Source organism: Halopseudomonas oceani (genome assembly GCF_963677335.1).
GTDB lineage: Bacteria > Pseudomonadota > Gammaproteobacteria > Pseudomonadales > Pseudomonadaceae > Halopseudomonas > Halopseudomonas oceani.
Genome location: NZ_OY781932.1, coordinates 1,940,128 through 1,964,889, shown reverse-complemented (window position 1 = coordinate 1,964,889; position 24,762 = coordinate 1,940,128). Strand labels below are relative to the sequence as shown.

Genomic DNA, 24,762 nt, shown 5'->3' with positions numbered 1-24,762 from the left:
ACGGAGCGCACGCCGGAACACCGACATTTCGCGGTGAATAAAAAACGCCCGAGGCCACAGGCCGTCGGGCGTTTCAGTATTGCGCGATACGGATCAGGCAGCGGGCTGAGCAGCCTTGACCATACCTTGCAGTTCGCCGGATTCATGCAGCTCGAGAATGATGTCACTGCCACCGACCAGTTCACCATTGATCCACAGCTGGGGGAATGTCGGCCAGTTGGCATAACCCGGCAGGTTCGCACGGATGTCCGGATTCTGCAGGATATCCACGTAGGCGAACTTCTCACCACAAGCCATCAGTGCTTGCACGGCGCGGGCAGAGAAGCCGCACTGCGGAGCATTCGGCGCGCCTTTCATGTAGATCAGCACCGGGTTGCTGGCGATCTGTTCTTTGATGGTATCGATGATATCCATGGTATTCCTCATAACGTAAAGGGCATTCGAACGCGTTGCTGACCGGGCATTCTACAGCAAAGCGCCCGCTTATGCTGCCACCACCTCAACCCGCAGACCGTTGAGCGCGGCATTACCGGTCACCGGATCGAGGAAGCGCTCATCGGTCAGGTCGTTGACGCTGACACCCGCATGCTGCTCGGCAATATCCATTTGAATACCGGGCCGGTTGTGCCCCCAACCGTGGGGCAGACTAACCACGCCCGGTGCCATTTCATCACTGGCGCAGACCGCCACCTGCACCTCGCCCACCCGCGAGCGCACGGTCACCTGCTGCCCATCCTGCAGATTGCGCGCGGTCAGGTCGTCCGGATGCATCAGCAACTGGTCACGCGGCTTACCCTTCACCAAACGCTGATAGTTGTGCATCCAGGAGTTATTGCTGCGCACATGGCGACGGCCAATCAGGCGCAATTCACCAGCGGCGGGTGCCAGTTCTGCCAGCTCGGCGGCAACCCGCTGCAGATCCTGCAGCATGGCGGGCTGAGCCAGTTCAATGCGCCGGCTCTCGGTCTGAATTCGGCGCAACAGGTTGGGCTGCAGCGGGCCAAGATCGATACCGTGCGGGTTTTCCTTGAGTACATTCAGCGACAGGCGGTCGCCATAGGGGCCGGCACGCACCGCCATATCGACCAGTTCATGCGGTGGCTGTGTCGGCCGCGCCGGCTGCCCGGTCGCAGCGGCAAACGCCTTGCCAAGACCGACAAAAATCTCCCAGTCGTGCAGTGCGCCCTCGGGCTTGCTCAACACCGGCTGGTTATAGCGGGTGACGTTGCGAACAGCGAAGTTGTTGAATGTGATGTCGTAGTGATCGTGTTCCAGTGATGCGGTGGGCGGCAGAATGACGTCGGCGTGGCGGGTGGTTTCATTGATATAGAGGTCCACACTGACCATGAACTCCAGACTCTCCAGCGCGGCATCAAGCTGACGACCGTTGGGCGTGGACAGCACAGGGTTACCCGCCGAGGTGACCAACGCGCGGATCTGCCCCTCGCCCGGAGTCAGAATTTCCTCGGCCAACGCGGCGACCGGCAGCTCGCCATTGAATTCCGGCAGCCCGGAGACCCGCGAGCGCCACTTGTCGAAATGGCCGGGGCGCCGGGCCGATGCCACCTCAAACGCAGGCTCCGGAAACAGTGAACCGCCGGGCACATCCACATTGCCGGTGACCAGGTTGATGACCTGAATCAGCCACTGGCAGAGGGTGCCGTAACGCTGTACCGACACGCCCATGCGGCCATAGCAAACCGCGCGCTCGGCGCCAGCAAAGTCTCGTGCCAACTGGCGGATCTGTTCGGCTGGAATGCCGCACGCCGGAGCCATCCGCTCGGCGGTGAACTCGGCAACCGCATCGCGCACCTCTGCCAGCCCGGCAGTGCTTTCCAGCACCGGGCTCTGGCGGGTCAACTGCTCGCTGAACAGGGTGTTGAGCAAGCCAAGCAGCAAGGCAACGTCGGTACCCGGCTGAATGAACAGGTGCTCACTGGCAATGGCAGCCGTTTCGCTGCGGCGCGGATCGACCACCACCAGCTTGCCACCCCGCCCTTGCAGTGCCTTGATGCGCTTGGTCACGTCTGGCACGGTCATAATGCTGCCATTGGAGGCCAGCGGGTTCGCGCCGAGCATCAGGAAGTAATCGGTGTGGTCAATATCCGGGATCGGGATCATCAACATGTGGCCATAGAGCCAGAGCGACACCAGATGGTGCGGCAGTTGATCAACCGAGGTGGCCGAGTAGCGTTGGCGGGTGTGCAGTTGCCCCAGGAAGTAGTTGCCATGGGTCATGGAGCCGTAGTTATGCACATTCGGGTTGCCCATGTAGACGCCCACGGCGTTATTGCCATGCTTTTGCTGGATCGCCGCCAGACGCTCTGTCACCAGTGCAAACGCCTCGTCCCAGCTGATCTCCTCCCAGCGCTCGTCAACCCGCTTCACCGGCTGGCGCAGGCGCTGCGGATCATCCTGAATATCCTGCAGGGCAATCGCCTTCGGGCAGATGTGGCCGCGGCTGAAAGGGTCTTGCGGGTCACCCTTGATTGAGAGAATGCGGTCACCTTCGGTCTCAATCGCCAGGCCGCAGATGGCCTCGCACAGGTGGCAGGCGCGGTAGTGGGTCACGGACATGTCATTCACCAGGCAGGTATTATTATGATCAACCATTCTAGGGGCTGTTGCGGCTGGCTCGCCACCGCGCTGCACGCGGCAGAATACGGGTCTATTCAGCGACTGAATCTGCCGCGCAGACCGCTTTATTTGCCTTTGCCCGGAATTTCCCTATAAGATCCCCGCTTCTCTTTATTTGCTGTGGCTGATACCAGGCCGTCAGGTCGTGGTACGGGTCACTGTTTCCGGTCGCCGGGCGGCCGAGGTAACTCAGGTAGTACACATATGACTACACGGCACTTTCTATCGCTGATGGACTGCTCCGAAGCAGAACTCATTGGCCTGATCAAACGTGGCATCGAACTCAAGTCACTGCATCGCCAGGGCGTGGTGTACGAGCCGCTGAAAAACCGCGTACTGGGGATGATCTTCGAAAAGGCCTCTACCCGTACCCGCGTCTCCTTCGAAGCCGGCATGATTCATCTGGGTGGCCAGGCCATCTTCCTGTCTCCGCGTGACACCCAGTTGGGCCGTGGCGAGCCGATCGAAGACAGTGCCCGTGTGCTGTCCAGCATGTGCGATGCGATCATGATCCGCACCTTCGCCCACGAGACACTGGAAACCTTTGCCCAGTACTCCAAGGTGCCGATCATCAATGGTCTGAGCGACGACCTGCATCCTTGCCAGTTGCTCGCCGACATGCAGACCTATCTGGAGCACCGCGGCCCGATCAAGGGCAAGACCGTGGCCTGGATTGGCGATGGCAACAACATGTGCAACACCTTTATTCAGGCTGCCATCCAGTTTGACTTCCAGCTTCGCGTCGCCTGCCCGGAAGGCTATGAGCCGTCGGCGCAGTTCCTCGAACAGGCCGGTGACCGCGTAACCGTGATGCGCGATCCGATGGAAGCCGTTTCCGGTGCCCATCTGGTCAATACCGATGTCTGGGCGTCCATGGGCCAGGAAGACGAAGCAGAAGCACGCCTGAAGCAGTTCGCGCCCTATCAGGTCACGCCAGCCATGCTTGATGCGGCCGATGAGTCCGTATTATTCATGCACTGCCTGCCGGCCCACCGTGGCGAGGAAGTCAGCGCCGAGCTGATGGACGATCCGCGCAGCGTTGTCTGGGATCAGGCCGAAAACCGCCTGCACGCTCAAAAGGCGCTGGTCGAATTCCTGCTGGTTGAGTGAGACGGTATGTCCAGCCCGGTACTAGAGCTGAACAACCTCAAATGCGGCTACGGCCAGCAGCTGATCGTCAACGACCTGAACATTCGTCTGCGCGAAGGCGACATCGGCTGTCTGCTGGGTCCCTCCGGTTGCGGTAAAACCACGACCCTGCGCGCTATCGCCGGATTTGAACCCATTACCGGCGGCGAAATCCTGCTCGACGGCAAGGCCCTGAGCACCCCAACCCTGCGCATTGCCCCCGAGCAGCGGCAGATTGGCATGGTCTTTCAGGACTATGCACTGTTCCCGCATCTGACCGTCGCCGAGAATGTGGGCTTTGGTATTCACAAGAGTCCGGAGCGTAAACGGGTCGTTGAAGAGCTGCTCGCTCTGGTCAAGCTGGACAAGCTGGGCTCGCGCTACCCGCATGAGCTGTCCGGCGGTCAACAGCAACGTGTTGCGCTGGCTCGGGCCATGGCTCCCAACCCGCGTCTGTTGCTGCTGGATGAACCCTTCTCCAACCTGGACGGCGAACTGCGCCGCCGGCTCTCGGCCGAAGTGCGCGACATTCTCAAGTCACGCGGTATCAGCGCCATGCTGGTGACCCATGATCAGGCCGAGGCCTTTGCCGTGTGCGATCACGTCGGCGTGCTGAAGGACGGCCAACTGCAGCAGTGGGACACCCCGTATAACCTCTACCACGAACCGGCGACGCCCTTTGTTGCCAGCTTCATCGGTCAGGGCTACTTCATTCGTGGGCAACTGCTCTCCAGCGACACCGTGCAGACCGAGCTGGGAGTGATTCACGGTAATCGCGCCTATCAGTTGCCCGTCGGCGGCGCGGTCGATGTGCTGTTGCGGCCGGATGACCTGGTGGGAGACGCTCACAGTGAGCTGCGTGCGAGGGTTATTGATCGTACCTTCCAGGGCGCGACCATCCTCTACCGCATGCAACTGCAGACCGGCACCCAGCTGGAAGCCCTGTTTCCAAGCCACGCCGATCATCAGCCCGGCGACGAGGTCGGGCTGCGGGTTGCAGCGGAGCATCTGGTGGTGTTTCCTGCCCAGGGCAGCGTCAATCTGCACGCCCAGCTACCGCTGGAGCAGGTACTGGATACCGGTCGCTCTGCCTGACCGTTTCGCTACGGTCGCCCTACCCTAGCGCAGGGGCACGGCATGCCGTGCCCGCACTCGCCACACCTGCTACCCCCGGGCCATTGGAGCCCCGGATCAGGGCTCCACTGGCCCGTAAAGCGCACGACTTGCCTTGCCGTGAATCATCCGTGACAGGCGATAGTCGGTGTTCTGCATCATGCCGATCACAATCGCTTGGTTATTCGGATCAATCCAGCACCACGCGCCTTGAATCCCCCACCACCAGAACGTGCCTTCGGGCAAGTAACCCGCAGCGGGCGAGTCGTTGACCACCGCCACGTTTAGGCCAAACTGGTTACCGGGAAAGAACGGGCCAATATTGTCCACACCTTCCGGCAGCTGGTTCTGACGCATCAACTCGACCGTTTCCGGCTTGAGAATCCGCACCCCGTCCAGCTCACCACCGGCCAGCAACATGCGCGCGAACCGCAGGTAGTCGTCCAGCGACGAGATCAGCCCGCCGCCGCCATTGAGAAACCGCGGCTTGCTGAGGAACGGTGTATTTGGCAGGGGCGCGAGTGAGCCATCTTCCTGTGGCTTGTAGGACAGTGCCAAGCGCTCAGCCTTATCCGCCGGCGCATAAAAGTCGGTATCGACCATCTTCAGCGGATCGAACAGGCGCTCCTGCAGATAGGCGTCAAACGACTTACCCGACAGCACCTCAACCAGATAGGCCTGGATATCGACCGAGATGCTGTAATTCCATACGGTGCCCGGTTGATATAGCAACGGAATGTGCTGCAGCTTGGCCATCATGTCGGCAAAGGTGGAATCGCGGTTCTGAATATCCGCCTTGACGTACAGCTGATCGACCTGGGTATTGCCGAAGCGGCCGTAGGTGAAGCCACCAGTGTGGGTCATCAGTTCGCGAATGGTTACCGGGTGCGCTGCCGGCTCGGTCTCGGGCATCCCGTCGGGCCCGTCGGCAACCGCAACCCGGAGGTTCTGCAGCTCGGGGATATACTTGCCAACGGGATCATCCAGTTCAAAACGACCCTCGTCGTAGAGTGTCAGCAGCGCAGTGCCGGTCACCAGCTTGGTCAACGAGAAAATCTTGTACAGGCTGTCAGGCGTCAGTGGCTTGCTCTGCTCCCGGTCGGCAAATCCGTATTGGCCACGCTGTACCACCTCACCGTTCTGGTAGACCAGCGTTGCAATACCAGCGATGCGGCCCTGCTGAACTTCCTGCGCCATGGCTGCGCCAAAAGCATCCAGCCGTTGTTGGGTAAAGGTGTGCGGTGTGCTGTCTACCCAGCTGCCAGCAACCAGGCCGCTGGTAAGCAAAGCGCCTACCAGCCATGTACGCATTCGGGAACCGATCATTATTGTTCTACCCTGTTAATGTGATTGGCCTGAATAGCCTATCCGGCCCGGGACAAAACGCCAAGCTGTCTCAGCCACAATCACTTCGAATGATCATTCAGGCTCGATGTAACAAATGCCCCTGTCAGGCGTCAGATAGCTGAACTCACAGAACAGGAACGACCATGAAACGCCGCACCCTGCTTTCCGGCCTGCTGGCCGCACCGGCATTGCCCCTGTTGACCACCAACGTCCAGGCTGCCGATGCCTTCCATGAATCGACAGTGCAAGCGCTGAATACCGACCCGGACTACTGGCGCGACAAGGTCTCGGAGGCCGCCTGGAAGGTTCTGTTCGAGGAAGATACTGAACGTCCACGCAGCAGCCCGTTGGACAAGCTGTACGAGGACGGCACCTATGTCTGCGCCGCTTGCCATCTGCCGCTGTTCTCATCCGAACACAAGTTTGACAGCGGAACCGGCTGGCCCAGCTTCACCCAGCCGATTGCCGGCCACATGGGCACCAAACAGGATTACGCACTGATCTGGCCGCGCACCGAGTACCACTGCGGGCGCTGCGGCGGGCATCAGGGCCACGTCTTCAACGACGGTCCGCCACCGCGCGGCGAGCGCTGGTGCAACAACGGTGTGGCCCTTAAGTTCATTGCCGCCGGCGAGCCAATGCCGGCCCTGCGAGGTGACGCATGATCCGCTCAATACTGCTTGGTCTGCTGCTGATTGCGCCGGTCAGTTTTGCCAATGAGGCGATTACCGAAGGGCCTGCCGGCACGGAAATGGCGGTGTTCTCAGGGGGCTGTTTCTGGTGCACCGAGTCGGATTTCGACAAGATGCCGGGCGTCGTCGAGACCATTTCAGGCTACACCGGCGGCGATGCCAGCAGCGCCAACTACCAGCAAGTGTCTGCTGGCGGGACCGGCCATATCGAATCGGTGGCGGTGTTCTTCGACCCGAGCAAAACCAGCTACGCAACACTGGTTGAAGCGTTCTGGAAAACCATTGACCCAATCACCCCGAATGCACAGTTCTGCGACCACGGCATGCAGTACCGCAGCGCGATGTACTACGCCAATGACGAGCAAAAAGCGCTGCTGGAAGCCTCGCGCGATGCGCTGGAGCGCTCCGGCCGCTTCGAGCAGCCGATCGCCACGCTGATTCTGCCGCGTCAGCCCTTCTACCCCGCCGAGGAGTACCACCAGGACTACTACCACAAGAATCCGCTGCGCTATAACTTCTACCGCACCACCTGCGGCCGTGATTCGCGCCTGGAGGAACTCTGGGGCGACTGAACCGCGGATGGAAATATGCTGCGCGAGTCTGGATAATGGCGGCCTTTGATCACTCAACCCAAACGGATTGAACCATGCAGATTGCCGAGAAAACCGTTGTCCAGTTTCACTACGACCTGTCCGATGCGGATGGCCCGATTGAATCCTCTCGCGAGCACGAACCGGTGCTCTACCTGCATGGTCAGGCGGGCCTGATCGATGGTCTGCTGGAAGCCATGGAAGGTCGCAGCGCTGGCGAGAGTTTCACCGTCACCATCCCGCCGGAAAAGGCTTACGGCCAGCCGCACGAGAACGCCCTGCAAAAAGTGCAGGCCAAGTACCTGCAAGGTGCAAAAAAGTGGAAGCCGGGCATGATCGCCGTGCTGCAGACCGAGCAAGGCCCGCGTCAGGTTGTGGTGGTCAAGCCGGGATTGTCGCAGGTAGTGGTTGATACCAATCACCCGCTCGCAGGCCGCGAGCTGACCTTCAACGTCGAGATCCTCGACGTCCGCGCTGCAACCGAAGAAGAGCTGGCTCACGGTCACGCCCACGGCGTGGGCGGTCATCACCACTGATCACCAGCCGCAGGGGCGCGACATGTCGCGTCCGCTGCTCAGCCGCATGGTGAGTTATCAACCAAGTGCGGCAGTCAAGCCGGACGCAGCATGCTGCGTCCCTACACTGGCCTAGCTTTAATAGCTAACAGATTCAGCGGCGATCACCGCGCAGCGTCAGCACCTGCTGATGCAGGCTGTCCGGCAGGGCAGCTTCCGGCGCCACCGGCTCGCCTGCGACCAACCCGACCCGTGACCAGAAGCGGCGGAAGAACCCCTTGTTCGGGTCACGGCTGAAGAAGCTGCCCCACAACCCCTGCAATGCCATCGGGATGACCGGTACCGGGTCGTTTTCCAGAATACGCGTGATACCGGCACGAAACGCATCCATCTCGCCATCCGCTGTCAGCTTGCCCTCCGGGAAGATACAGACCACCTCGCCCGCCCGCAGATACTCGGAAATACGCTTGAAGGCGGCCTCATACACCGCCTCGTCTTCCTGACGACCAGCAATCGGGACCGTACCGGCGGTGCGGAAAACAAAGTTGAGCACCGGCAATTGGTAAATCTTGTAATACATGACAAAGCGTACGGGGCGGCGCACTGCGCCGCCAATCAGCAATGCGTCCACAAACGACACGTGGTTGCAGACCAGCACACAGGCTCCCTCATCCGGAATCGCTTCCAGATTACGGTGCTCAACCCGGTACATAGAGTGGCCCAGCAGCCAGATGAGAAAACGCATGCTGAACTCGGGCACCACCTTGAAGATGTAGCCGTTGACCAGCAGGTTAAGCAGCGAAATGGTCAGGAACAGGGTCGGGATCGACAGCTCCAGCACACTGAGCATGACGATCGCGAGAATCGCCGAGCACACCATCAACAACGCGTTGAGAATATTGTTGGCGGCGATAACGCGTGCGCGCTCGTCCTCATGACTGCGCGACTGAATCAGCGCATACAGCGGCACGATGTAGAAGCCACCAAACACACCCAACCCGAGAATACTGCCCATCACGCCCCAGGCGCCCGGCTGCTTGAGCAATTCTATCCAGTCATAGGGTGAAGCGCCGACGGCAATGCTGCCTGACATGCTCCAGATAAGCAGGCCGAAGACGCTCAACCCAAACGAGCCGAACGGCACCAGACCAATCTCGACCTTGTGCCCGGACAACCGTTCGCACAGCACCGAGCCCAGCGCGATACCAACCGAGAAGACGGTCAGAATCAGCGTCACCACGCTTTCATCACCGTGCAGGTAGTCCTTGGCAAAACCGGGGATCTGCGTCAGATAGGTTGCGCCGAGGAACCAGAACCAGGAGTTGCCGAGAATCGAGCGCGACACCGAGGGAACCTGCTCTTTCAGACCCAGCCGCAGAATGGCCCAGGACTGACGGAAGATGTTCCAGTCAATGGCCAGGTTCGGCAGGCCGGCGCTGGACGCAGGGATTCGGCACGCAGCCAGATAGCCACCAATGGCCACCAGTACCACCGAACCGCCCACCAGCGCGGCCCAGCCCCCAGAGGCCATCAGGATGCCTGCGCAGAGTGTACCGCCCAGAATCGCCAGAAAGGTGCCCATCTCGACCAGCGCATTGCCGCCGACCAGCTCGTCCTCTGCCAGCGCCTGCGGCAGGATCGAATACTTGACCGGACCGAACAGCGCCGACTGCGTGCCCATCGCGAATAGCACCACCAGCAACAGCGGCAGACTACCGAGCCAGAGGCCAAGCGCCCCCAGCAACATGATGCCGACCTCGCCCAGCTTGATACGCCGGATCAGCATGTCCTTGTCGAACTTCTCGCCAAACTGCCCGCCCAGCGCCGAAAACAGAAAGAACGGCAGGATAAACAGCAAGGCACTGAGATTGATCAGCAGATCGCGGTCGGTATTGAAGCTGAGCTTGAACAGGATCGCCAGAATCAGCGCCTGTTTAAACAGGTTGTCGTTAAAGGCGCCAAGCAACTGGCTGATGAAGAAAGGGAGAAACCGTTTGCTGCCGAGCAAACGAAACTGCGAGTGTTCCGACATGATCCTGCGATCCTTCCGATCAGATTTGCGGCGTATCGGGTGATATAAAATGACCACCCGGATCCTATTCAGGACGCCAGCATACCCAATGTCGGCACATCCGCGCGCGGAATGTGCCGACAAAATCGGTAATAACGCAGCTCAGCGCGACGCGGCAGTAACACTCAGGCGGGCTTCGCGACGCACCACCCAACCGTGGATGCGCTCCTGCCGCTCCGCCGTCAACGGATAGCGCCAGGCAATGACAAACGCCGTCATGTACAGCAGCACCGGCCCCAGAATATAGAGCACCCGAAGCGACAACAGCTGCTCGGCGCTGTGTTCAACCGCCTTGGCATCAAAGCCAACCAGCGACAGCAGCCCAAGCGACAACCCGAGACCAAGCGCCATCGCTGCCTTTTGCGCCATGCCGCTGATGGCGAAGAACAGGCCGGTCCGATGCTCACGACTGCGGGCGGTATCCAGGTCGACGATATCGGCCAGCATCGATAGCGGCAAAAACTGGAACGCGGCAAAGCAGAAGCCCTTGATCGCAAACAGCACAGCAAAGGGAGCCAGCTGCCCTGCGCCGAGGAAGAACATGCCAAGGATACTGGTACTGGAAATGGCCAGCGCAGCACAGAATGCGCGGTGCTTGCCAATGCGTTTGCCCACATGCAGCCAGAACGGAATACCGAGAATACCGATACCGAAATACAGCAGATACATCAGACCAATCTGGGCCTGGATCTGAATTACGTGCTGCATGAAAAACACCGACAGCGCGTTGCGGAAGGCTTCACCGGTGACCACAACCAGCAGCATCAGAATCATCCGCTTGAACGGGCCGTTGTTCTTCATGACCCGCAGCCCTTTCTTCCAGTCAGTCCGCTCAGCCGATTGCGGCGGCGCTTCCTTGACCGCCCCCACCACCCAGAACACGGTCAGCGGCAACAGAATCAGCAGCATCCAGGCCATGACGGCGAGAATCGGACCGTAGCCGATACCCAGCTGACCATCCTTGCCGAACAGCAATACCGCTGTCTCCATCAGCCAGCCGTCGGTTTGACCCGCCTGATAACGTGCGCCCAACGCCTGCACCAGCGCCGGTGCCAGCGCCGCCAGAAACAGCCCGATCAGCACAAACCCCTCGCGGGAAGCCACCACACGACTGCGCTGGTGGTACTGGTTGGACAGCTCTGCCCCCCACGCGCCATACGGCAGGGTCACCATGGTCCAACCTAGGTACATCAGCACCGTCCACAACAGCAGATGACCAATCCCCGTCCCGTCCGGTGGCATAAAGATCATCACCGTTCCCGCCAGCATCAGCGGCACCCCCATCACCAGCCAGGGCTTGCGACGACCAAAGCGCGTGCGCCAGCGATCGCTCAGGGTCCCGATCAGCGGGTCAGTGACAACGTCAGATAGTCGGGCGATGACCAGCACCAGCGCCATCAGCGCCATATTCAAGCCCACTTCCTGGGCATAAAACGGGGGAAGGTAGACCACCAGAGGGTAGCCGATGATGGCCAACGGCATGCCGATGGACCCGTGGAGCAAAATCGTTGAGCGCTTCAGAACGCCATTTGCATCGCTATTGGACTGCGACATACCACTCTCCAGAGAATCGTACGAGCAAGGCTCGCTTTCTTATATTTGTCTTCTCGTGCATACCGGACATCGCGGAAATGGCCGTGTACGTTTGTATACTCTATACCGCAGAGTAATCCCACCGCACTACTCTCAGTCCCGTCCGGCGAACCCAACTTCATGCAATATGTTTCAGCCGCTGGTATGCTCCGGCCGCACCCGACAGGCCGGAGTGCAGGAATCACAAGGCCTGCAGAAGAACAGGGGCTATCTTTAGTAGCGCATCAGCGATGGATATACCCCCTATTCGCCGCGATGATGGCGCTGCCAACAACCGCAGGGCACCAGGTGCTTCAGCGACTGAACGGGAGACTGGCCGATGCCGAGCCGCGCACCATCCACTCAGCAAGCCGTGCTTGCTGCCGCAGCTCTGCTGCTGGTTGTTCATGGCCTCGGCAGGTTCATCTTTACCCCGCTGCTGCCTCTGCTGGTCAGTGATGGACAGTTCAGCACCGGGCAAGGCGCATCACTGGCAACCTGGAACTACATTGGCTACCTGCTGGGGGCACTGATTGCCATTCGCTGGCATCGTCCCTCGCAGATTCATCGGAGCGTACCGCTGGCACTGGCAGTACATTGCCTCTCGCTGATTGGCCTGAGCCTAACCAACGACCTGCCCAGCATCACCGCTCTGCGGCTGGCGAACGGCATTAGCAATGGTCTGGTATTTGTCATGGTGCCAGCGCTGGTGATGGAGTGGCTGGCTGCCCGCCAACGCATCAATCTAAGCGGCCTGATCTATCTGGGGGTAGGCGCAGGATTGCTGATTTCTGGCCTGCTGGCCAATCCGCCCGGGCTGAGCCTGACGACGGCAGAGCGTTGGTGGCCCGCGGCTCTGCTCAGTCTGCCGCTGGCAGCCTGGGGCGGCTGGGTCATGCTGCGGCTAGAGCCAGAAGCGACACGGCGCACGCACGCCAGCCCTCAGGCAGGCCGCCACTCGCCGCTGCTGGATAAACAGACTCGCCCGCTGTTCTGGGCCTACGCTGGCGCCGGACTGGGCTACATCCTGCCGATGACCTTCCTGCCAATGATTGCCAGTATTCAACTCGGTAACGCCCACCCGATGGTGCATCAGAGCTGGCTGATCGTCGCATGCGCGACCCTGCCCGCCGCGTGGCTATGGAACCACCTGGGACAACGCTTTGGCGATCAGCGCGCATTGTTGCTCAACTATGCGCTGCAACTGGCCAGCGTCGTTTTTGCTCTGCTGTTGTCCGGCGTGTGGGGCGTTGTGCTGTGCTCACTGCTGATGGGTAGCAGCTTCCTTGGCGCGGTGCTGCTGACTCAGCGGTTAGGCCGCAATCTACAACCACACCAGGGCCCGAGGCTGTCCGCAGCACTGATCGCACTCTACAGCGTTACGCAACTGATCGGCCCCTGGCTTGCCCACGAATGGCTGAACCGCGGTGGCACCTTGCCGGAAACGCTGTGGCTCGGCGCCGGCGCGCTGGTATGGAGCCTGTTCTGGACCTGGCGCACACCGTCCGCAGGCGGACAATCAGGAACCCACGACGCAAGCCAGGCTCCAAGAAAGACCAACATTGCATAAAGGACAGGTCCATGCGCCTGCAGACAACTCCCCTACTCGTTGCCGGCCTGCTGGCAATGGTGATTGCCAGCCCGTCTCAGGCCAGGCAGGACGAGCACGGCAACGGCAACAACGGTCACTCGTCGCATCAGAACGACTATCGCGATGATCATGATCGTGACCGAAGCCGGTATGAGGAACGGGGTCGCGACCGCGACGTCCGCCCCTATGATCGAATTGAAGAAGATCTGATCCGCCGTATCTTCCGCGACCACCGCGACCTGGTACAGCGCGGTGACAGCCTGCCGCCCGGCATTCGCAAGAACCTGGCGCGCGGCAAACCGCTGCCACCGGGCATTGCCAGACAGCTGGACCCGCGCCTGGAGAGCCGCCTGCCCCATTACGACGGCTACGAGTGGCGCCAGATCGACGATGATGTGGTACTCGCCAATGTCACTACCGGGATCATTGAATCCATCATCTACAACGTCCTCGACTGACCCGTCACAGGCGGGCCACTCGGCCCGCCCTTCCTGGCCATCCGGCTTGCACGCTTGCGTCGACCGGGCCCACTGCCACGCCATCAATCGTACAAATAGATTGATGCTATTTCCTTTGACAATCATTCTCATTCGAATTAGCATGCACCTATTGTCAGCCAAGGCTGTTCAGGAGCGATTGTATGTACGTTTGTCTCTGCAAAGGTGTAACCGACAACCAGATTAAGGACGCCATCGCTGGCGGAGCCTGCTCGATGCGTGATCTGCGCAACGATCTGGACGTAGGCACCCAATGCGGCAAGTGTGCGCGCGATTGCAAGTCACTACTGAGTGAAACACTCACCTCCCAGGCCTCAGCTGGCATGGCTGCAGGTCAATTCGTCGCCGCTTGATGGCGACTCTCATTATCGCCTGATAATCATTTTTAACTCTTTTCTTTTCAAATACTTAGATTTGACAAGCCGATAGCAGCAGCCCAAACTTGGCGACTGAACAGTCCAGAGGGCAGCGCTATGAAAGGCGATAAGAAAGTCATCCAGCACCTGAATACCGTGCTCAGTTTCGAACTGATTGCAATTAATCAGTACTTTCTGCACGCACGTATGCTGCAGGACTGGGGCCTGGAAAAACTGGGCGACAAGGAATATCACGAGTCAATTCACGTGATGAAGCACGCTGATCGGCTGATCAAACGCATTCTCTTCCTTGAAGGCCTTCCCAATCTGCAGGATCTCGGCAAGCTGAAGATCGGGGAAAACACCAAGGAAATCCTCGACTGCGATCTCAAACTGCAAATGCAGGCCCTCCCCGCCCTGAAAGAAGCAATTGCCTTCTGCGAGACGGCGGGTGACTACGGTAGCCGGGAGGTCTGCGAAGACATCCTTGAGGCAGAAGAAGAGCATGTTGACTGGCTGGAAACCCAGTTGAGCCTGATCGAAGCCGTCGGCCTGGAAAATTACCAGCAGTCGCAAATCAGCTGATTGTCCTTGCAGCGGCACCCTTGGTATCCAGAGGTGCCGCCTCCCCTTGACCCCGGTCAACGTATCCCCCACCCATTGCGCTATCGTTAAGACTCCACCTCACTGCCTGGTTCAGGAGGAGTCATGAGTAACATGCGCGCGGCCGTGTTCGTCGAACCCGGACGCATTGAGCTACAGCACCGTCCCATTCCCCAGATTGGCCCGACTGACGCTTTGCTTCGCGTTACCACAACGACCATCTGCGGCACCGACGTACACATCCTAAAAGGCGAGTATCCGGTAAAGCCGGGGTTGATTGTCGGCCATGAGCCGGTCGGCATCATTGAAAAGCTGGGTAGCGCCGTTACCGGCTACGAGGTCGGCCAACGGGTCATAGCAGGCGCGATTACCCCGTGTGGTCAGTGCCATCCCTGCCTGGACGGCCACTCAAGCCAGTGCGGTGGACAAGCCATGGGGGGCTGGCAATTAGGCAACAGCATCGACGGCTGTCAGGCAGAGTACGTTCGCATTCCCAATGCCCAGGCCAACCTTACGCCAATTCCCGATGGGCTGGACGATGAGCAGGTATTGATGTGCCCAGACATCATGAGCACCGGCTTTGGCGGCGCTGAAAGCGGTCACATTCGGATCGGCGATACCGTAGTGGTGTTTGCCCAGGGCCCGATCGGCCTCTGTGCTACGGCGGGCGCCAAGCTGATGGGCGCCACCCGCATCATCGTAGTGGATGGCATCCCTGAACGACTGGACGTGGCCCGCAGACTCGGTGCCGACATTACCATCAACTTCCGCGACGAAGACCCGTTACTGCGCATACAGGAAATCACCGGAGGAGCCGGGGTCGACGTGGCTATTGAGGCTCTGGGCACACAACAGACCTTTGAGTCCTGCCTGCGCGCGCTGAAACCGGGAGGCACGCTCTCAAGCCTTGGCGTCTATTCAGGGAAGCTCTCCATGCCGCTTGATGCCATCGCCGCAGGCTTGGGCAACCACAAGATCATCACTACCCTGTGTCCTGGCGGCAAGGAACGCATGCGCCGCCTGATGGCAGTCGTGGCCTCTGGCCGCGTCGACCTGACACCCATGGTCACCCACCGCTTCGCCCTTGACGACATCGTTGAGGCATACGAGCTGTTCAGTCACCAACGTGATGGCGTGCTAAAGGTTGCGATTACACCCTGAAACGCAAAAAAGGCCGGGGATCTACCCGGCCTTTTCTTTCCTCTCGCCCGAATCAGAGCGTCGCGAGAATACCATCCAGTGCCGTGCACGGGTCATCGGCGCGGGTGATCGGCCGACCAACGACCAAATAACTGCTCCCGTTTTCCATCGCCTGAGCCGGCGTCACGATGCGCTTCTGATCGTCAGCGGCGCTGTCTGCCAGGCGAATACCCGGCGTCACCAGCAGAAAGTCGTCGCCCAGCGCCCCGCGCAATGCCTTGGCTTCACGGGCAGAACACACCACACCATCAAGGCCGCAATCCTGAGTCAGTCGAGCCAGCCGCTGAACCTGAACCATCGGCTCAATGTCGACGCCAACCTCCTGCAGGTCTTCATGCTCCAGGCTGGTCAGAATCGTCACGGCTGTCAGCAACGGCCGTTTACCACCACGGCGCTCGAGTATATCGCGGCAGGCCTCCATCATCCGGCGCCCTCCGCTCGCGTGCACATTGACCATCCATACGCCCAACTCTGCGGCAGCACGTACGGCACTGGCAGTGGTATTGGGGATATCGTGAAACTTGAGGTCCAGAAAAACTTCAAACCCCTTGTTCTGAAGCGACTCGACAACAGCTGGCCCGGCACTGGTAAACAGCTCCTTGCCTACCTTCACGCGACATTTCCCGGGATCCAGCGCCTGGGCCAATTCCAACGCGGCGTTCGCCTCGGGAAAATCAAGGGCGACAATAATGGGGCTGGTAGTAGGCATAAAATGCATCCTGTTAACAAAAACGTTTCAAGCGGACCTCAGGTCAGCTCATGGCCTCTTAGCGGCTTGACGGTAGACCATCCCTGGCAGCTGGGGCATTGCCAGTAGACTTTGTTACCGGTAAACCCACAGTGCTCACAGCGATATTGCGGGCGACTGCGCTGAAGCGTTTCCAGCAACCGCCGGGGGGCCGATACCACTGTTTCACTGGCACCCTCGTCGCCCAATTTGAGCAATCCCAGCACGCCGGCTAACGAGGGCTGCTGCTGAAGGTGCTTCAGCAGAAACTGCTCGGCAACCTCACTGCCAAGCTCGCGGCGCATATGTTGCGCCCTGGCCAGCAGTATCTTGACTGGCGGCGGATTCGCACGCCCAAGCGCCTGGTCGAGATAGTCAGCCAAATTCAGCGCGCCATTATCCGCACAGCGCTCAGCCAACGCTAGCACCTCTGGCACAAAGTCCGGCGAATTATTGGCAATCCGGTGCAATAATGCAGGTAATGCCTTCTGATTACCCGCATGCTCCTCAAGCTCGGCCAGCAAAATAAGTGCCCGAACGCAATGATCATCGACCCTGAGCGCAGCCTCCAGCCAACTGCGCGCCTGGTTCAGCTCACGCTGAGCCAGCGCCGCGACAGCCATTTCACAGTAATAGTGCGCGAGCGTCACCGCGAACCGGGGCTGTTCGCGCAACAGACGGCGGCCGATTTCGATTGCCCGCTGCCACTCGTGCTGCTGCTCGTACACCGTCACTAGATCAACCAGCGCTTCTGCCCGCAGCGACGAACTGGAACCAGCCAGCTCTTCGAGCAACCGCTCTGCCCGCTGATGCATGCCAACAGCAAGATAGTCTCTGGCCAGCTCCAGTTGAACACGATCAGCCTGGGGAGCAGTCAAATTCGGACGTGCAAGCAAATTCTGATGCACCTTGATCGCTCGCTCGACATCACCGCGCTGGCAGAACAGCTTACCAATCGCAATATGCGTTTCGACGGTTTCCGGGTTGACCTCTAGGGCACGAATGAAGGTTTCAATTGCCTCATCCGGCTGCTCGTTCAAGAGATAGTTCAGGCCGATAAAGTACTGGCGATCCAGGGCACTGCCATGGGGTTTCAACATGAAGCCGACCTTGATCGCCTCCCTGCGACCCAGGAACCAGCCTATGGCAAGGGCCAGTACAAACAGGCCCAGGAACATCAGTTCCTGCATGAGATCAGCCTTTGACAGCCTGGGTGCGCAGCTTGTCAATTTCCTTGCGATAACGGTTCAACTCATTGCTCTGAACCATCAATTTCAAACGCAGACGCGTGGTGATAAGCCAGCCTACGAAGACGCCGAGAACACTGCCAAGAATGAACGCCAGCACGATATATATGGAGAGAGGCCAGGCAGGAGACTGCATTTCAAGAAACTGCAGTGAGGTGGTTTGCTGATTTTCCAGCATGAAATCCATGGTCGCCAGTGCTACCAGCAGGAAAACCAGGATCAGCAACACGCGCTTTAACCACAGCATGTGAGACGACTCCGCATCCGTTGAGTGTCTGCGAAGTATAACCCAGGGTATCGATGGCGAGGTATGGGATCAGGCGTTTTCGAGTGACTCGTTCACCCGATCACGCAACTCCTTCCCCGGCTTGAAGTGCGGCACGAACTTGCCGTCCAGCTCAACCGAGTCGCCAGTCTTGGGGTTACGACCGACACGGGGTGCCCGGTAATGCAGCGAGAAACTGCCGAAGCCGCGAATCTCAATACGCTCACCGGTCGCCAGCGCCTGCGACATATGCTCCAGCATCGTTTTGATTGCCAACTCAACATCTTTTGCCGACAACTGCCCCTGCTGTTCGACAATGCGCTCGATCAACTCCGACTTGGTCATGGTTTTCCCTTTCTTATCAAGCGAGTAGACTCGTTTTATAAGGTTTTACCATGCTTGACTAGGTTTGAACAGCCTGTTAAGCGAAGCGCCTGCGCGCTTCGCAGCCGCAAGCCGCAAGCCGCAAGCCGCAAGCCGCAAGCCGCAAGCCGCAAGCCGCAAGCGTAATCAGGATGTGTTGCCTTGCCGGGCTATCAAGTCTTTTCTATAAGCCTTGTCACGTATTCATAATCCTCAGAGAATCCGCGCAACTGGCAACCCCACAGGTTTTACTTGCAGCTTAGGGCTTGAAGCTTACAGCTGTGCCCGCCCCGCCCAGCGAACGGGCACAAAAAAGGGCGACCGAAGTCGCCCTTTTTTACAGCTGGATAGGCTTAGTTGCCCTTGCCTTCCATCTGCTGCTTGATCAGATCACCAATGGTGGTCGGACCAGCGGCCAACATTTCCTGCTTACGCAGGTCCTGCATGGCTTCTTTCTCGTCTTCAACGTCTTTCGCCTTGATGGACAGGCTAATGACGCGGCTCTTACGGTCAACACCAATGATCTTGGCTTCGACTTCATCGCCAACGTTCAGGACGTTGCGAGCATCTTCGATACGGTCACGGCTGATTTCGGAGGCTTTCAGAGTGCCTTCGATGTCATCGGCCAGGGTGATTACAGCGCCCTTGGCGTCAACTTCCTTGACGGTACCGGTGATGATGCTGCCCTTCTCGTTCAGAGAAACGAAGTTGGAGAACGGATCATCTTCCAGTTGCTTGACGCCCAGGGAGATGCGCTCACGCTCCGGATCAACAGACAGGATGACAGTCTCGATCTCGTCGCCTTTCTTGAAGCGACGGACAGCTTCTTCGCCTGCTTCGTTCCAGGAGATGTCCGACAGGTGAACCAGACCGTCGATGCCGCCGTCCAGGCCGATGAAGATACCGAAGTCGGTGATGGACTTGATGGAACCGGAGATCTTGTCGCCCTTGTTGAACTTGCTGGAGAACTCTTCCCACGGGTTCATCTTGCACTGCTTGATGCCCAGGGAGATACGACGACGGTCTTCGTCGATGTCCAGAACCATAACTTCCACTTCGTCGCCGACCTGTACGACCTTGGACGGGTGGATGTTCTTGTTGGTCCAATCCATTTCGGACACGTGAACCAGACCTTCAACGCCTTCTTCCAGCTCAGCGAAGCAGCCGTAGTCAGTCAGATTGGTGACCTTGGCGGTAACGCGAGTACCTTCCGGATAGCGACCGGTGATGGCGACCCACGGATCTTCACCCAGTTGCTTCAGACCCAGGGAAACGCGGTTACGCTCACGGTCGAACTTCAGGACCTTGACGTCAATCTCGTCACCAACGTTGACGATCTCGGACGGATGCTTGATACGCTTCCACGCCATGTCGGTGATGTGCAGCAGGCCATCGACGCCGCCCAGGTCGACGAACGCACCGTAATCGGTGAGGTTCTTGACGATACCCTTGACGACTTGACCTTCCTGCAGGGTTTCCAGCAGGGCTTCGCGCTCGGCGGAGTTCTCGGCTTCCAGAACTGCACGACGGGAAACGACAACGTTGTTGCGCTTCTGGTCCAGTTTGATGACCTTGAATTCCAGTTCCTTGTTTTCCAGGTGGGTGGTGTCACGTACGGGACGTACGTCAACCAGCGAGCCCGGCAGGAACGCACGGATGGTGTTGACGTCGACGGTAAAGCCACCTTTGACCTTGCCGTTGATGACGCCCTTGACGACTTCTTCTGCAGCGAAAGCAGCTTCGAGGACTTTCCACGATTCGGCGCGCTTGGCCTTTTCGCGGGACAGTTTAGTTTCACCGAAACCGTCTTCAACGGCATCCAGTGCAACGTGTACCTCATCACCCACTTCGATGGTCAGTTCGCCCTGCTCGTCCAGGAACTGATCGCGCGGGATGACACCCTCTGATTTCAGACCGGCGTGAACGGTGACCCAGTCGGAGTCGATGTCCACAACGATACCAGTGATGATGGAGCCCGGCTCCATATCAAGGGTTTTTAGGCTTTCTTCAAAAAGTTCGGCAAAGCTTTCGCTCATTTGGAATCCTGTAAGTAAGTATTTTAGGGCAGCTACCGCAGAGCCGTTTTAAAGCGCGCTTTGCAGCTACTGTCCCGCCACGCCACCAGCTTGCGTGGGTTGATTATCTCAATGTTCTTTCCGGTGACGCTGGTTGACCGGAAAGTACAGACTGATCAGCCCAGCAGATCGCGCTCGCGCGCCATCGCATGAACTGTTTCAAGTACTTCTTCGATGCCCATCTGCGTGGAGTCGATCTGAACGGCATCCCCCGCTGGCTTGAGCGGAGCAACGCTGCGATTCATATCTCGCTCGTCACGCGCGACGATCTCATCTAGAAGACTCGCCAGATTAGCAGTTTCGCCCTTTTCGAGCAACTGCCGGTGACGACGTGACGCGCGTTCCTGCGCGCTGGCCGTCAGATACACCTTCAACTGGGCATCGGCGAATACCACCGTCCCCATGTCACGTCCGTCGGCAACCAGACCGGGCTTTTCACGGAATGCGCGCTGGCGCTGCAGCAGCGCATCGCGGACGGCCGGCAGCGCCGCAACCTGAGAGGCACCAGCACCAACCGCTTCGGTACGAATAGCCCGGCTGACGTCTTCACCTTCCAAAATTATCTGCTGCTCACGACCGTCTTCAGCGGCGACAAACTGCACATCCAGGTGCGCAGCCAACGCCTCAAGCGCCGCTTCGTTGGTCAGATCAACCCCATGATTGCGGGCGGCAAATGCCAGCAGACGATACAGCGCCCCCGAGTCGAGCAGGTTCCAGCCCAGCCGACGGGCTAGCAGACCGGCAATGGTCCCCTTGCCTGAGCCGCCGGGGCCGTCGATGGTAATGACGGGGGCCTGTTGATCAATCACGCGTTTTCCTCCAGTTGGACTTTCATGCCGACTGACTGCGCCAGTTCGACAAAGCCCGGGAACGACGTTGCCACGTTGGCGCAGTCTTTAATATGAATGTCACCGGTGGCACGCAGCGCAGCAACCGAGAACGACATGGCGATGCGGTGGTCACCGTGGCTTTCAACAGTGCCGCCGCCAATCGGACCGCCGTCGATGACAATGCCGTCCGGTGTCGGCTCGGCCTTGACGCCCAGCGCCTGCAGGCCATCGGCCATAACCTGAATACGATCAGATTCCTTGACCCGCAGCTCTTCTGCATCACGCAGAATGGTGCGCCCTTCGGCGCAGGCGGCAGCAACAAACAGCACCGGGAATTCATCAATGGCCAGCGGCACCTGATCCACCGGAATGTCGATTCCCTTGAGTGGCGCATAGCGAACACGGATGTCCGCAACCGGCTCGCCCCCGACTTCGCGCTCGTTCAGCAGTTCCAGATTGCCACCCATCTCACGCAGGATATTGATGATACCGATACGCGTCGGGTTGATGCCGACATGTTCCAGAGTCAGATCAGCACCTTCACAGATGCTGGCGGCGACCATAAAGAATGCCGCGGAGGAAATGTCGGCCGGCACGTCGATACGGCAGGCGGTCAGGGTGTGGCCAGACTCGATGGTAACCGTGTCGCCATCCACCTTGACCGGATAGCCGAAGCCCTTGAGCATGCGCTCGGTGTGATCGCGAGTCGGTGCCGGCTCGCTCACGGAAGTCGTGCCGGAGGCATACAAACCGGCGAGCAGGATGCAGGATTTGACCTGCGCACTGGCCATCGGCATCTGATAATCCATGCCCATCATGCGACTGCCGCCCTTGATGCGCAGCGGCGGACGGCCTTCGTCACCGGTTTCAATCTGGGCACCCATCTCACGCAGCGGCTTGGCCACCCGCCCCATCGGACGCTTGGACAGAGACGCATCACCGGTGAGCACAGTGTCGAACTCCTGACCAGCAAGCAGCCCCGACAGCAGGCGCATGGAGGTACCGGAGTTACCCAGATACAGCGAACCCGGCGGAGACTTGAGGCCGTGCAAGCCAACACCATTGATGGTGACCCGACCATGATGTGGACCTTCGATGACTACCCCCATGTCACGGAACGCCTGCAGCGTAGCCAGGCTGTCTTCACCTTCGAGGAAACCTTCTACCTCGGTTACCCCCTCGGCCAGCGAGCCAAGCATGATGGAGCGATGGGAGATGGATTTGTCGCCCGGCACGCGAATGCGCCCGGTCACCTGCCCGCCAGGGCGCGCGATGAAATTGAATTCGTTAGTCTGCATAGGTTCCATGTAAGCCCTGCGGGCCAAAATAGTACTGAAATGCTCTCGCGCCGACTTGGCTCGGGTAAACACACCGAGCAGCGTATTGGCATCGCGGGTTTCCACCGCTTCACGCAGCCGACCCAGATCCTGAGTAAAGGCATCCAGGCTGCGAAGCACCGCATCCCGGTTAGCCAGAAACACATCGCGCCACATCACCGGATCGCTTGCGGCAATGCGGGTAAAGTCCCGGAAACCACCGGCCGCATAACGGAAAATTTCAAGATTCTCGTTACGCGATGCCAGGGTGTCGACCAGCGAAAAGGCCAGCAAATGCGGCAAATGACTGGTGGCTGCCAGGACTTCGTCATGGTCGGCCAGTGACATTTGCTCCACATCGGCGCCCAGCGCCTGCCAGCACTGTCGAACCCGCTCAACAGCGTCTTTTGCGGTCTGCTCGAGCGGCGTCAAAATAACCTTATGATGGCGAAACAGGTCTGCACGCGCCGCTTCAACACCACTTTTCTCTGAACCGGCGATCGGATGCCCCGGCACGAAGTTGGCAGGCACCTGTCCAAAAACCTCTTCTACCGCCAGCGCAACCGCACCCTTGGTACTTCCCACATCGGTCATTACCGACTGACCGAGATCCATCGCAGCCAACTGGGCCAGCACCGCGCGCATGCCGAGTACGGGAACAGCGAGCATGATCAGGTCAGCACCGGCAACGGCCTCAGCCAGATCGGCAGTGGCCTTATCGACGACACCTAGCGGCACCGCCTGGCGACGCGCCACCGGGTCAAGATCACAGCCGACCACCTCGGCGCACAGACCGCTCTCGCGCATACCCTTGGCAAAGGAGCCACCAATCAGACCCAGACCAATAACCGCAAGACGACCGATTTTCGGCGACCCCTGTGACAACGCGATTACATTAGACACGCGCCAGCACCTGCTTGAGAGCATCCAGAAAACGCTGGTTCTCTGTCGGCAGGCCGATGGTCACCCGCAGGTGATTTGGCATGCCGTAATTGGCAACCGGGCGCACGATCACGCCCTCACGCAGCAGCCCCTGGAATACCGGAGCGGCTTCACGCCCGAGATCAATGGCCAGGAAATTGCCCCGCGACGGGATCCAGCTCAGCCCCATGGCCAGGCAACCATCCTCCAGTTGCTGCATGCCCTGACGGTTGATGCGGCGACTTTCAATCAGATAGGCCTCATCTTCCAACGCAGCCAACGCAGCAGCCAGCGCAAGGCTGTTGACGTTGAATGGCTGACGCACCCGATTCAGCGCGTCGGCAATCGCCGGCGCGGACAGGCCGTAGCCCACCCGCAGCGCTGCCAGACCGTAGGCCTTGGAAAAGGTACGCGAGACCAGCAGGTTACCGTAGCGGGCCAGATAATCGACGCCGTTGGGCACGTCGTCGGTTTCAACGTACTCGGTGTAGGCCTCGTCCAGCACCACGATCACGTTCTCGGGGACGCGATCCAGAAACGCTTCCAGTGCCTCACGCTCAATCCAGGTACCGGTTGGGTTGTTCGGATTGGCAATAAAGACGATGCGGGTAGCCGGCGTTATCGCTGCCGCCATGGCATCCAGATCATGCCCCCAGTCCTTTGCCGGCACTGGTACTGCCTTGGCACCCACCGCCTGAGTGACAATCGGGTAGACCGCGAACGCGTGATCGCTGAACACCACCTCATGCTCGGGCCCGACGAAAGCGCGGGTGACCAGTTCAAGAATGTCGTTCGAGCCGTTGCCAAGGGTGATACCAGCGGTATCCACGCCCAACTTTGCGGCCAGCGCCTGCTTGAGCGCAAAGCCGTTGCCATCGGGATAGCGGGTCAGCTCCGGCAAAGCGGCAGCAATAGCGTCACGGACGGCCGGGCTCGGGCCAAGCGGGTTCTCGTTACTGGCCAGCTTGACGATATCCTGCGGGCGCAGACCAAACTCACGCGCCAGCTCTTCCACCGGCTTGCCCGGCACGTAAGGGGACAGCTTCTGCACGCCTGGACGCGCCAGGCCAAGAAAATCACAACTCATAACACAAGCCTCAAGCTAC

At 59.4% G+C, this 24,762-nt stretch carries 23 protein-coding genes; 10 read left to right on the top strand and 13 right to left on the bottom strand.

Features of this window, described 5'->3' with window-relative positions; genetic code table 11:
- Positions 1-93: 93 nt before the first annotated feature.
- Both grxD and ACKPCU_RS09170 read right to left on the bottom strand, forming a co-directional pair.
- Positions 94-414, bottom strand: a complete 321-nt coding sequence (grxD, locus tag ACKPCU_RS09175) for a Grx4 family monothiol glutaredoxin (RefSeq protein WP_104738205.1) — start codon at positions 412-414, stop codon at positions 94-96.
- Positions 415-483: 69 nt separating this feature from the next.
- Positions 484-2,577: a molybdopterin oxidoreductase family protein gene (locus tag ACKPCU_RS09170; protein WP_321351583.1), complete on the bottom strand. Its 2,094-nt coding sequence runs from the start codon at positions 2,575-2,577 to the stop codon at positions 484-486.
- Positions 2,578-2,841: 264 nt separating this feature from the next.
- Between ACKPCU_RS09170 and argF the strand changes: the two genes are divergently transcribed.
- Both argF and ACKPCU_RS09160 read left to right on the top strand, forming a co-directional pair.
- Positions 2,842-3,747, top strand: a complete 906-nt coding sequence (gene argF, locus ACKPCU_RS09165) for an ornithine carbamoyltransferase (RefSeq protein WP_321351581.1) — start codon at positions 2,842-2,844, stop codon at positions 3,745-3,747.
- 6 nt (positions 3,748-3,753) lie between these two features.
- Entirely contained in the window at positions 3,754-4,860 is a 1,107-nt protein-coding gene (locus tag ACKPCU_RS09160; protein WP_321351580.1) for an ABC transporter ATP-binding protein, read from the top strand.
- A gap of 96 nt (positions 4,861-4,956) precedes the next feature.
- On the opposite strand, the gene ACKPCU_RS09155 is transcribed toward ACKPCU_RS09160, so the two are convergent.
- Positions 4,957-6,189: a serine hydrolase domain-containing protein gene (locus tag ACKPCU_RS09155; RefSeq protein WP_321351578.1), complete on the bottom strand. Its 1,233-nt coding sequence runs from the start codon at positions 6,187-6,189 to the stop codon at positions 4,957-4,959.
- A 179-nt stretch (positions 6,190-6,368) separates the two neighbouring features.
- On the opposite strand from ACKPCU_RS09155, the gene msrB reads away from it, so the two are divergent.
- The 3 genes from msrB (at position 6,369) to ACKPCU_RS09140 (ending at position 8,043) form a co-directional block, all read left to right on the top strand.
- On the top strand, positions 6,369-6,890 hold the full coding sequence (gene msrB / locus ACKPCU_RS09150) for a peptide-methionine (R)-S-oxide reductase MsrB (protein WP_321351577.1): 522 nt from the start codon (positions 6,369-6,371) through the stop codon (positions 6,888-6,890).
- Entirely contained in the window at positions 6,887-7,489 is a 603-nt protein-coding gene (gene msrA / locus ACKPCU_RS09145; RefSeq protein WP_321351575.1) for a peptide-methionine (S)-S-oxide reductase MsrA, read from the top strand. The genes msrB and msrA overlap by 4 nt, the downstream gene beginning before the upstream one ends.
- A gap of 74 nt (positions 7,490-7,563) precedes the next feature.
- Positions 7,564-8,043 (top strand): FKBP-type peptidyl-prolyl cis-trans isomerase, encoded by a 480-nt coding sequence (locus ACKPCU_RS09140; RefSeq protein WP_321351573.1) that lies wholly within the window; start codon positions 7,564-7,566, stop codon positions 8,041-8,043.
- A gap of 133 nt (positions 8,044-8,176) precedes the next feature.
- Here the strand turns inward: ACKPCU_RS09140 and ACKPCU_RS09135 are convergent, their stop codons facing one another.
- The gene (locus ACKPCU_RS09135) at positions 8,177-10,054 is read right to left on the bottom strand and encodes an MFS transporter (protein ID WP_321351571.1); all 1,878 of its coding nucleotides are present in this window, start codon (positions 10,052-10,054) and stop codon (positions 8,177-8,179) included.
- Positions 10,055-10,195: 141 nt separating this feature from the next.
- Positions 10,196-11,647 carry an MFS transporter gene (locus ACKPCU_RS09130; protein WP_321351569.1) on the bottom strand — a complete coding sequence of 484 codons (1,452 nt, stop codon included), beginning with the start codon at positions 11,645-11,647 and terminating at the stop codon, positions 10,196-10,198.
- A gap of 358 nt (positions 11,648-12,005) precedes the next feature.
- Here ACKPCU_RS09130 and ACKPCU_RS09125 point away from each other — a divergent pair, with 358 nt between their 5' ends.
- The 5 genes from ACKPCU_RS09125 to ACKPCU_RS09105 all read left to right on the top strand — a co-directional run bounded on the left by ACKPCU_RS09125 (position 12,006) and on the right by ACKPCU_RS09105 (position 15,873).
- Positions 12,006-13,235 carry a YbfB/YjiJ family MFS transporter gene (locus tag ACKPCU_RS09125; protein WP_321351567.1) on the top strand — a complete coding sequence of 410 codons (1,230 nt, stop codon included), beginning with the start codon at positions 12,006-12,008 and terminating at the stop codon, positions 13,233-13,235.
- 11 nt (positions 13,236-13,246) lie between these two features.
- Positions 13,247-13,714, top strand: coding sequence for an anti-virulence regulator CigR family protein (locus ACKPCU_RS09120; RefSeq protein WP_321351565.1), 468 nt, complete (start codon positions 13,247-13,249; stop codon positions 13,712-13,714).
- A gap of 182 nt (positions 13,715-13,896) precedes the next feature.
- The gene (locus tag ACKPCU_RS09115; protein ID WP_104738195.1) at positions 13,897-14,106 is read left to right on the top strand and encodes a bacterioferritin-associated ferredoxin; all 210 of its coding nucleotides are present in this window, start codon (positions 13,897-13,899) and stop codon (positions 14,104-14,106) included.
- A 120-nt stretch (positions 14,107-14,226) separates the two neighbouring features.
- Positions 14,227-14,694 carry a bacterioferritin gene (bfr, locus tag ACKPCU_RS09110; RefSeq protein ID WP_104738194.1) on the top strand — a complete coding sequence of 156 codons (468 nt, stop codon included), beginning with the start codon at positions 14,227-14,229 and terminating at the stop codon, positions 14,692-14,694.
- 123 nt (positions 14,695-14,817) lie between these two features.
- Positions 14,818-15,873, top strand: coding sequence for an NAD(P)-dependent alcohol dehydrogenase (locus ACKPCU_RS09105; protein ID WP_321351562.1), 1,056 nt, complete (start codon positions 14,818-14,820; stop codon positions 15,871-15,873).
- A gap of 52 nt (positions 15,874-15,925) precedes the next feature.
- Here ACKPCU_RS09105 and pyrF read toward each other — a convergent pair whose 3' ends face one another.
- The 8 genes from pyrF to hisC all read right to left on the bottom strand — a co-directional run bounded on the left by pyrF (position 15,926) and on the right by hisC (position 24,743).
- A complete protein-coding gene (pyrF, locus tag ACKPCU_RS09100) occupies positions 15,926-16,621 on the bottom strand; it encodes an orotidine-5'-phosphate decarboxylase (protein WP_321351560.1) in 696 nt (231 codons plus the stop codon).
- A 38-nt stretch (positions 16,622-16,659) separates the two neighbouring features.
- Positions 16,660-17,829: a lipopolysaccharide assembly protein LapB gene (lapB, locus tag ACKPCU_RS09095; protein ID WP_321351559.1), complete on the bottom strand. Its 1,170-nt coding sequence runs from the start codon at positions 17,827-17,829 to the stop codon at positions 16,660-16,662.
- Positions 17,830-17,833: 4 nt separating this feature from the next.
- Positions 17,834-18,115, bottom strand: a complete 282-nt coding sequence (locus ACKPCU_RS09090) for a lipopolysaccharide assembly protein LapA domain-containing protein (RefSeq protein ID WP_170063041.1) — start codon at positions 18,113-18,115, stop codon at positions 17,834-17,836.
- Between the two features lie 87 nt (positions 18,116-18,202).
- Positions 18,203-18,496, bottom strand: a complete 294-nt coding sequence (gene ihfB, locus ACKPCU_RS09085; protein ID WP_088273773.1) for an integration host factor subunit beta — start codon at positions 18,494-18,496, stop codon at positions 18,203-18,205.
- Positions 18,497-18,867: 371 nt separating this feature from the next.
- Positions 18,868-20,550, bottom strand: coding sequence for a 30S ribosomal protein S1 (gene rpsA, locus ACKPCU_RS09080; RefSeq protein ID WP_104738189.1), 1,683 nt, complete (start codon positions 20,548-20,550; stop codon positions 18,868-18,870).
- Between the two features lie 155 nt (positions 20,551-20,705).
- The gene (cmk, locus tag ACKPCU_RS09075; RefSeq protein WP_321351807.1) at positions 20,706-21,395 is read right to left on the bottom strand and encodes a (d)CMP kinase; all 690 of its coding nucleotides are present in this window, start codon (positions 21,393-21,395) and stop codon (positions 20,706-20,708) included.
- Positions 21,395-23,638 carry a bifunctional prephenate dehydrogenase/3-phosphoshikimate 1-carboxyvinyltransferase gene (locus ACKPCU_RS09070; protein WP_407651842.1) on the bottom strand — a complete coding sequence of 748 codons (2,244 nt, stop codon included), beginning with the start codon at positions 23,636-23,638 and terminating at the stop codon, positions 21,395-21,397. The genes cmk and ACKPCU_RS09070 overlap by 1 nt, the downstream gene beginning before the upstream one ends.
- Positions 23,631-24,743: a histidinol-phosphate transaminase gene (hisC, locus tag ACKPCU_RS09065; RefSeq protein ID WP_321351553.1), complete on the bottom strand. Its 1,113-nt coding sequence runs from the start codon at positions 24,741-24,743 to the stop codon at positions 23,631-23,633. The genes ACKPCU_RS09070 and hisC overlap by 8 nt, the downstream gene beginning before the upstream one ends.
- Between the last annotated feature and the right edge of the window lie 19 nt (positions 24,744-24,762).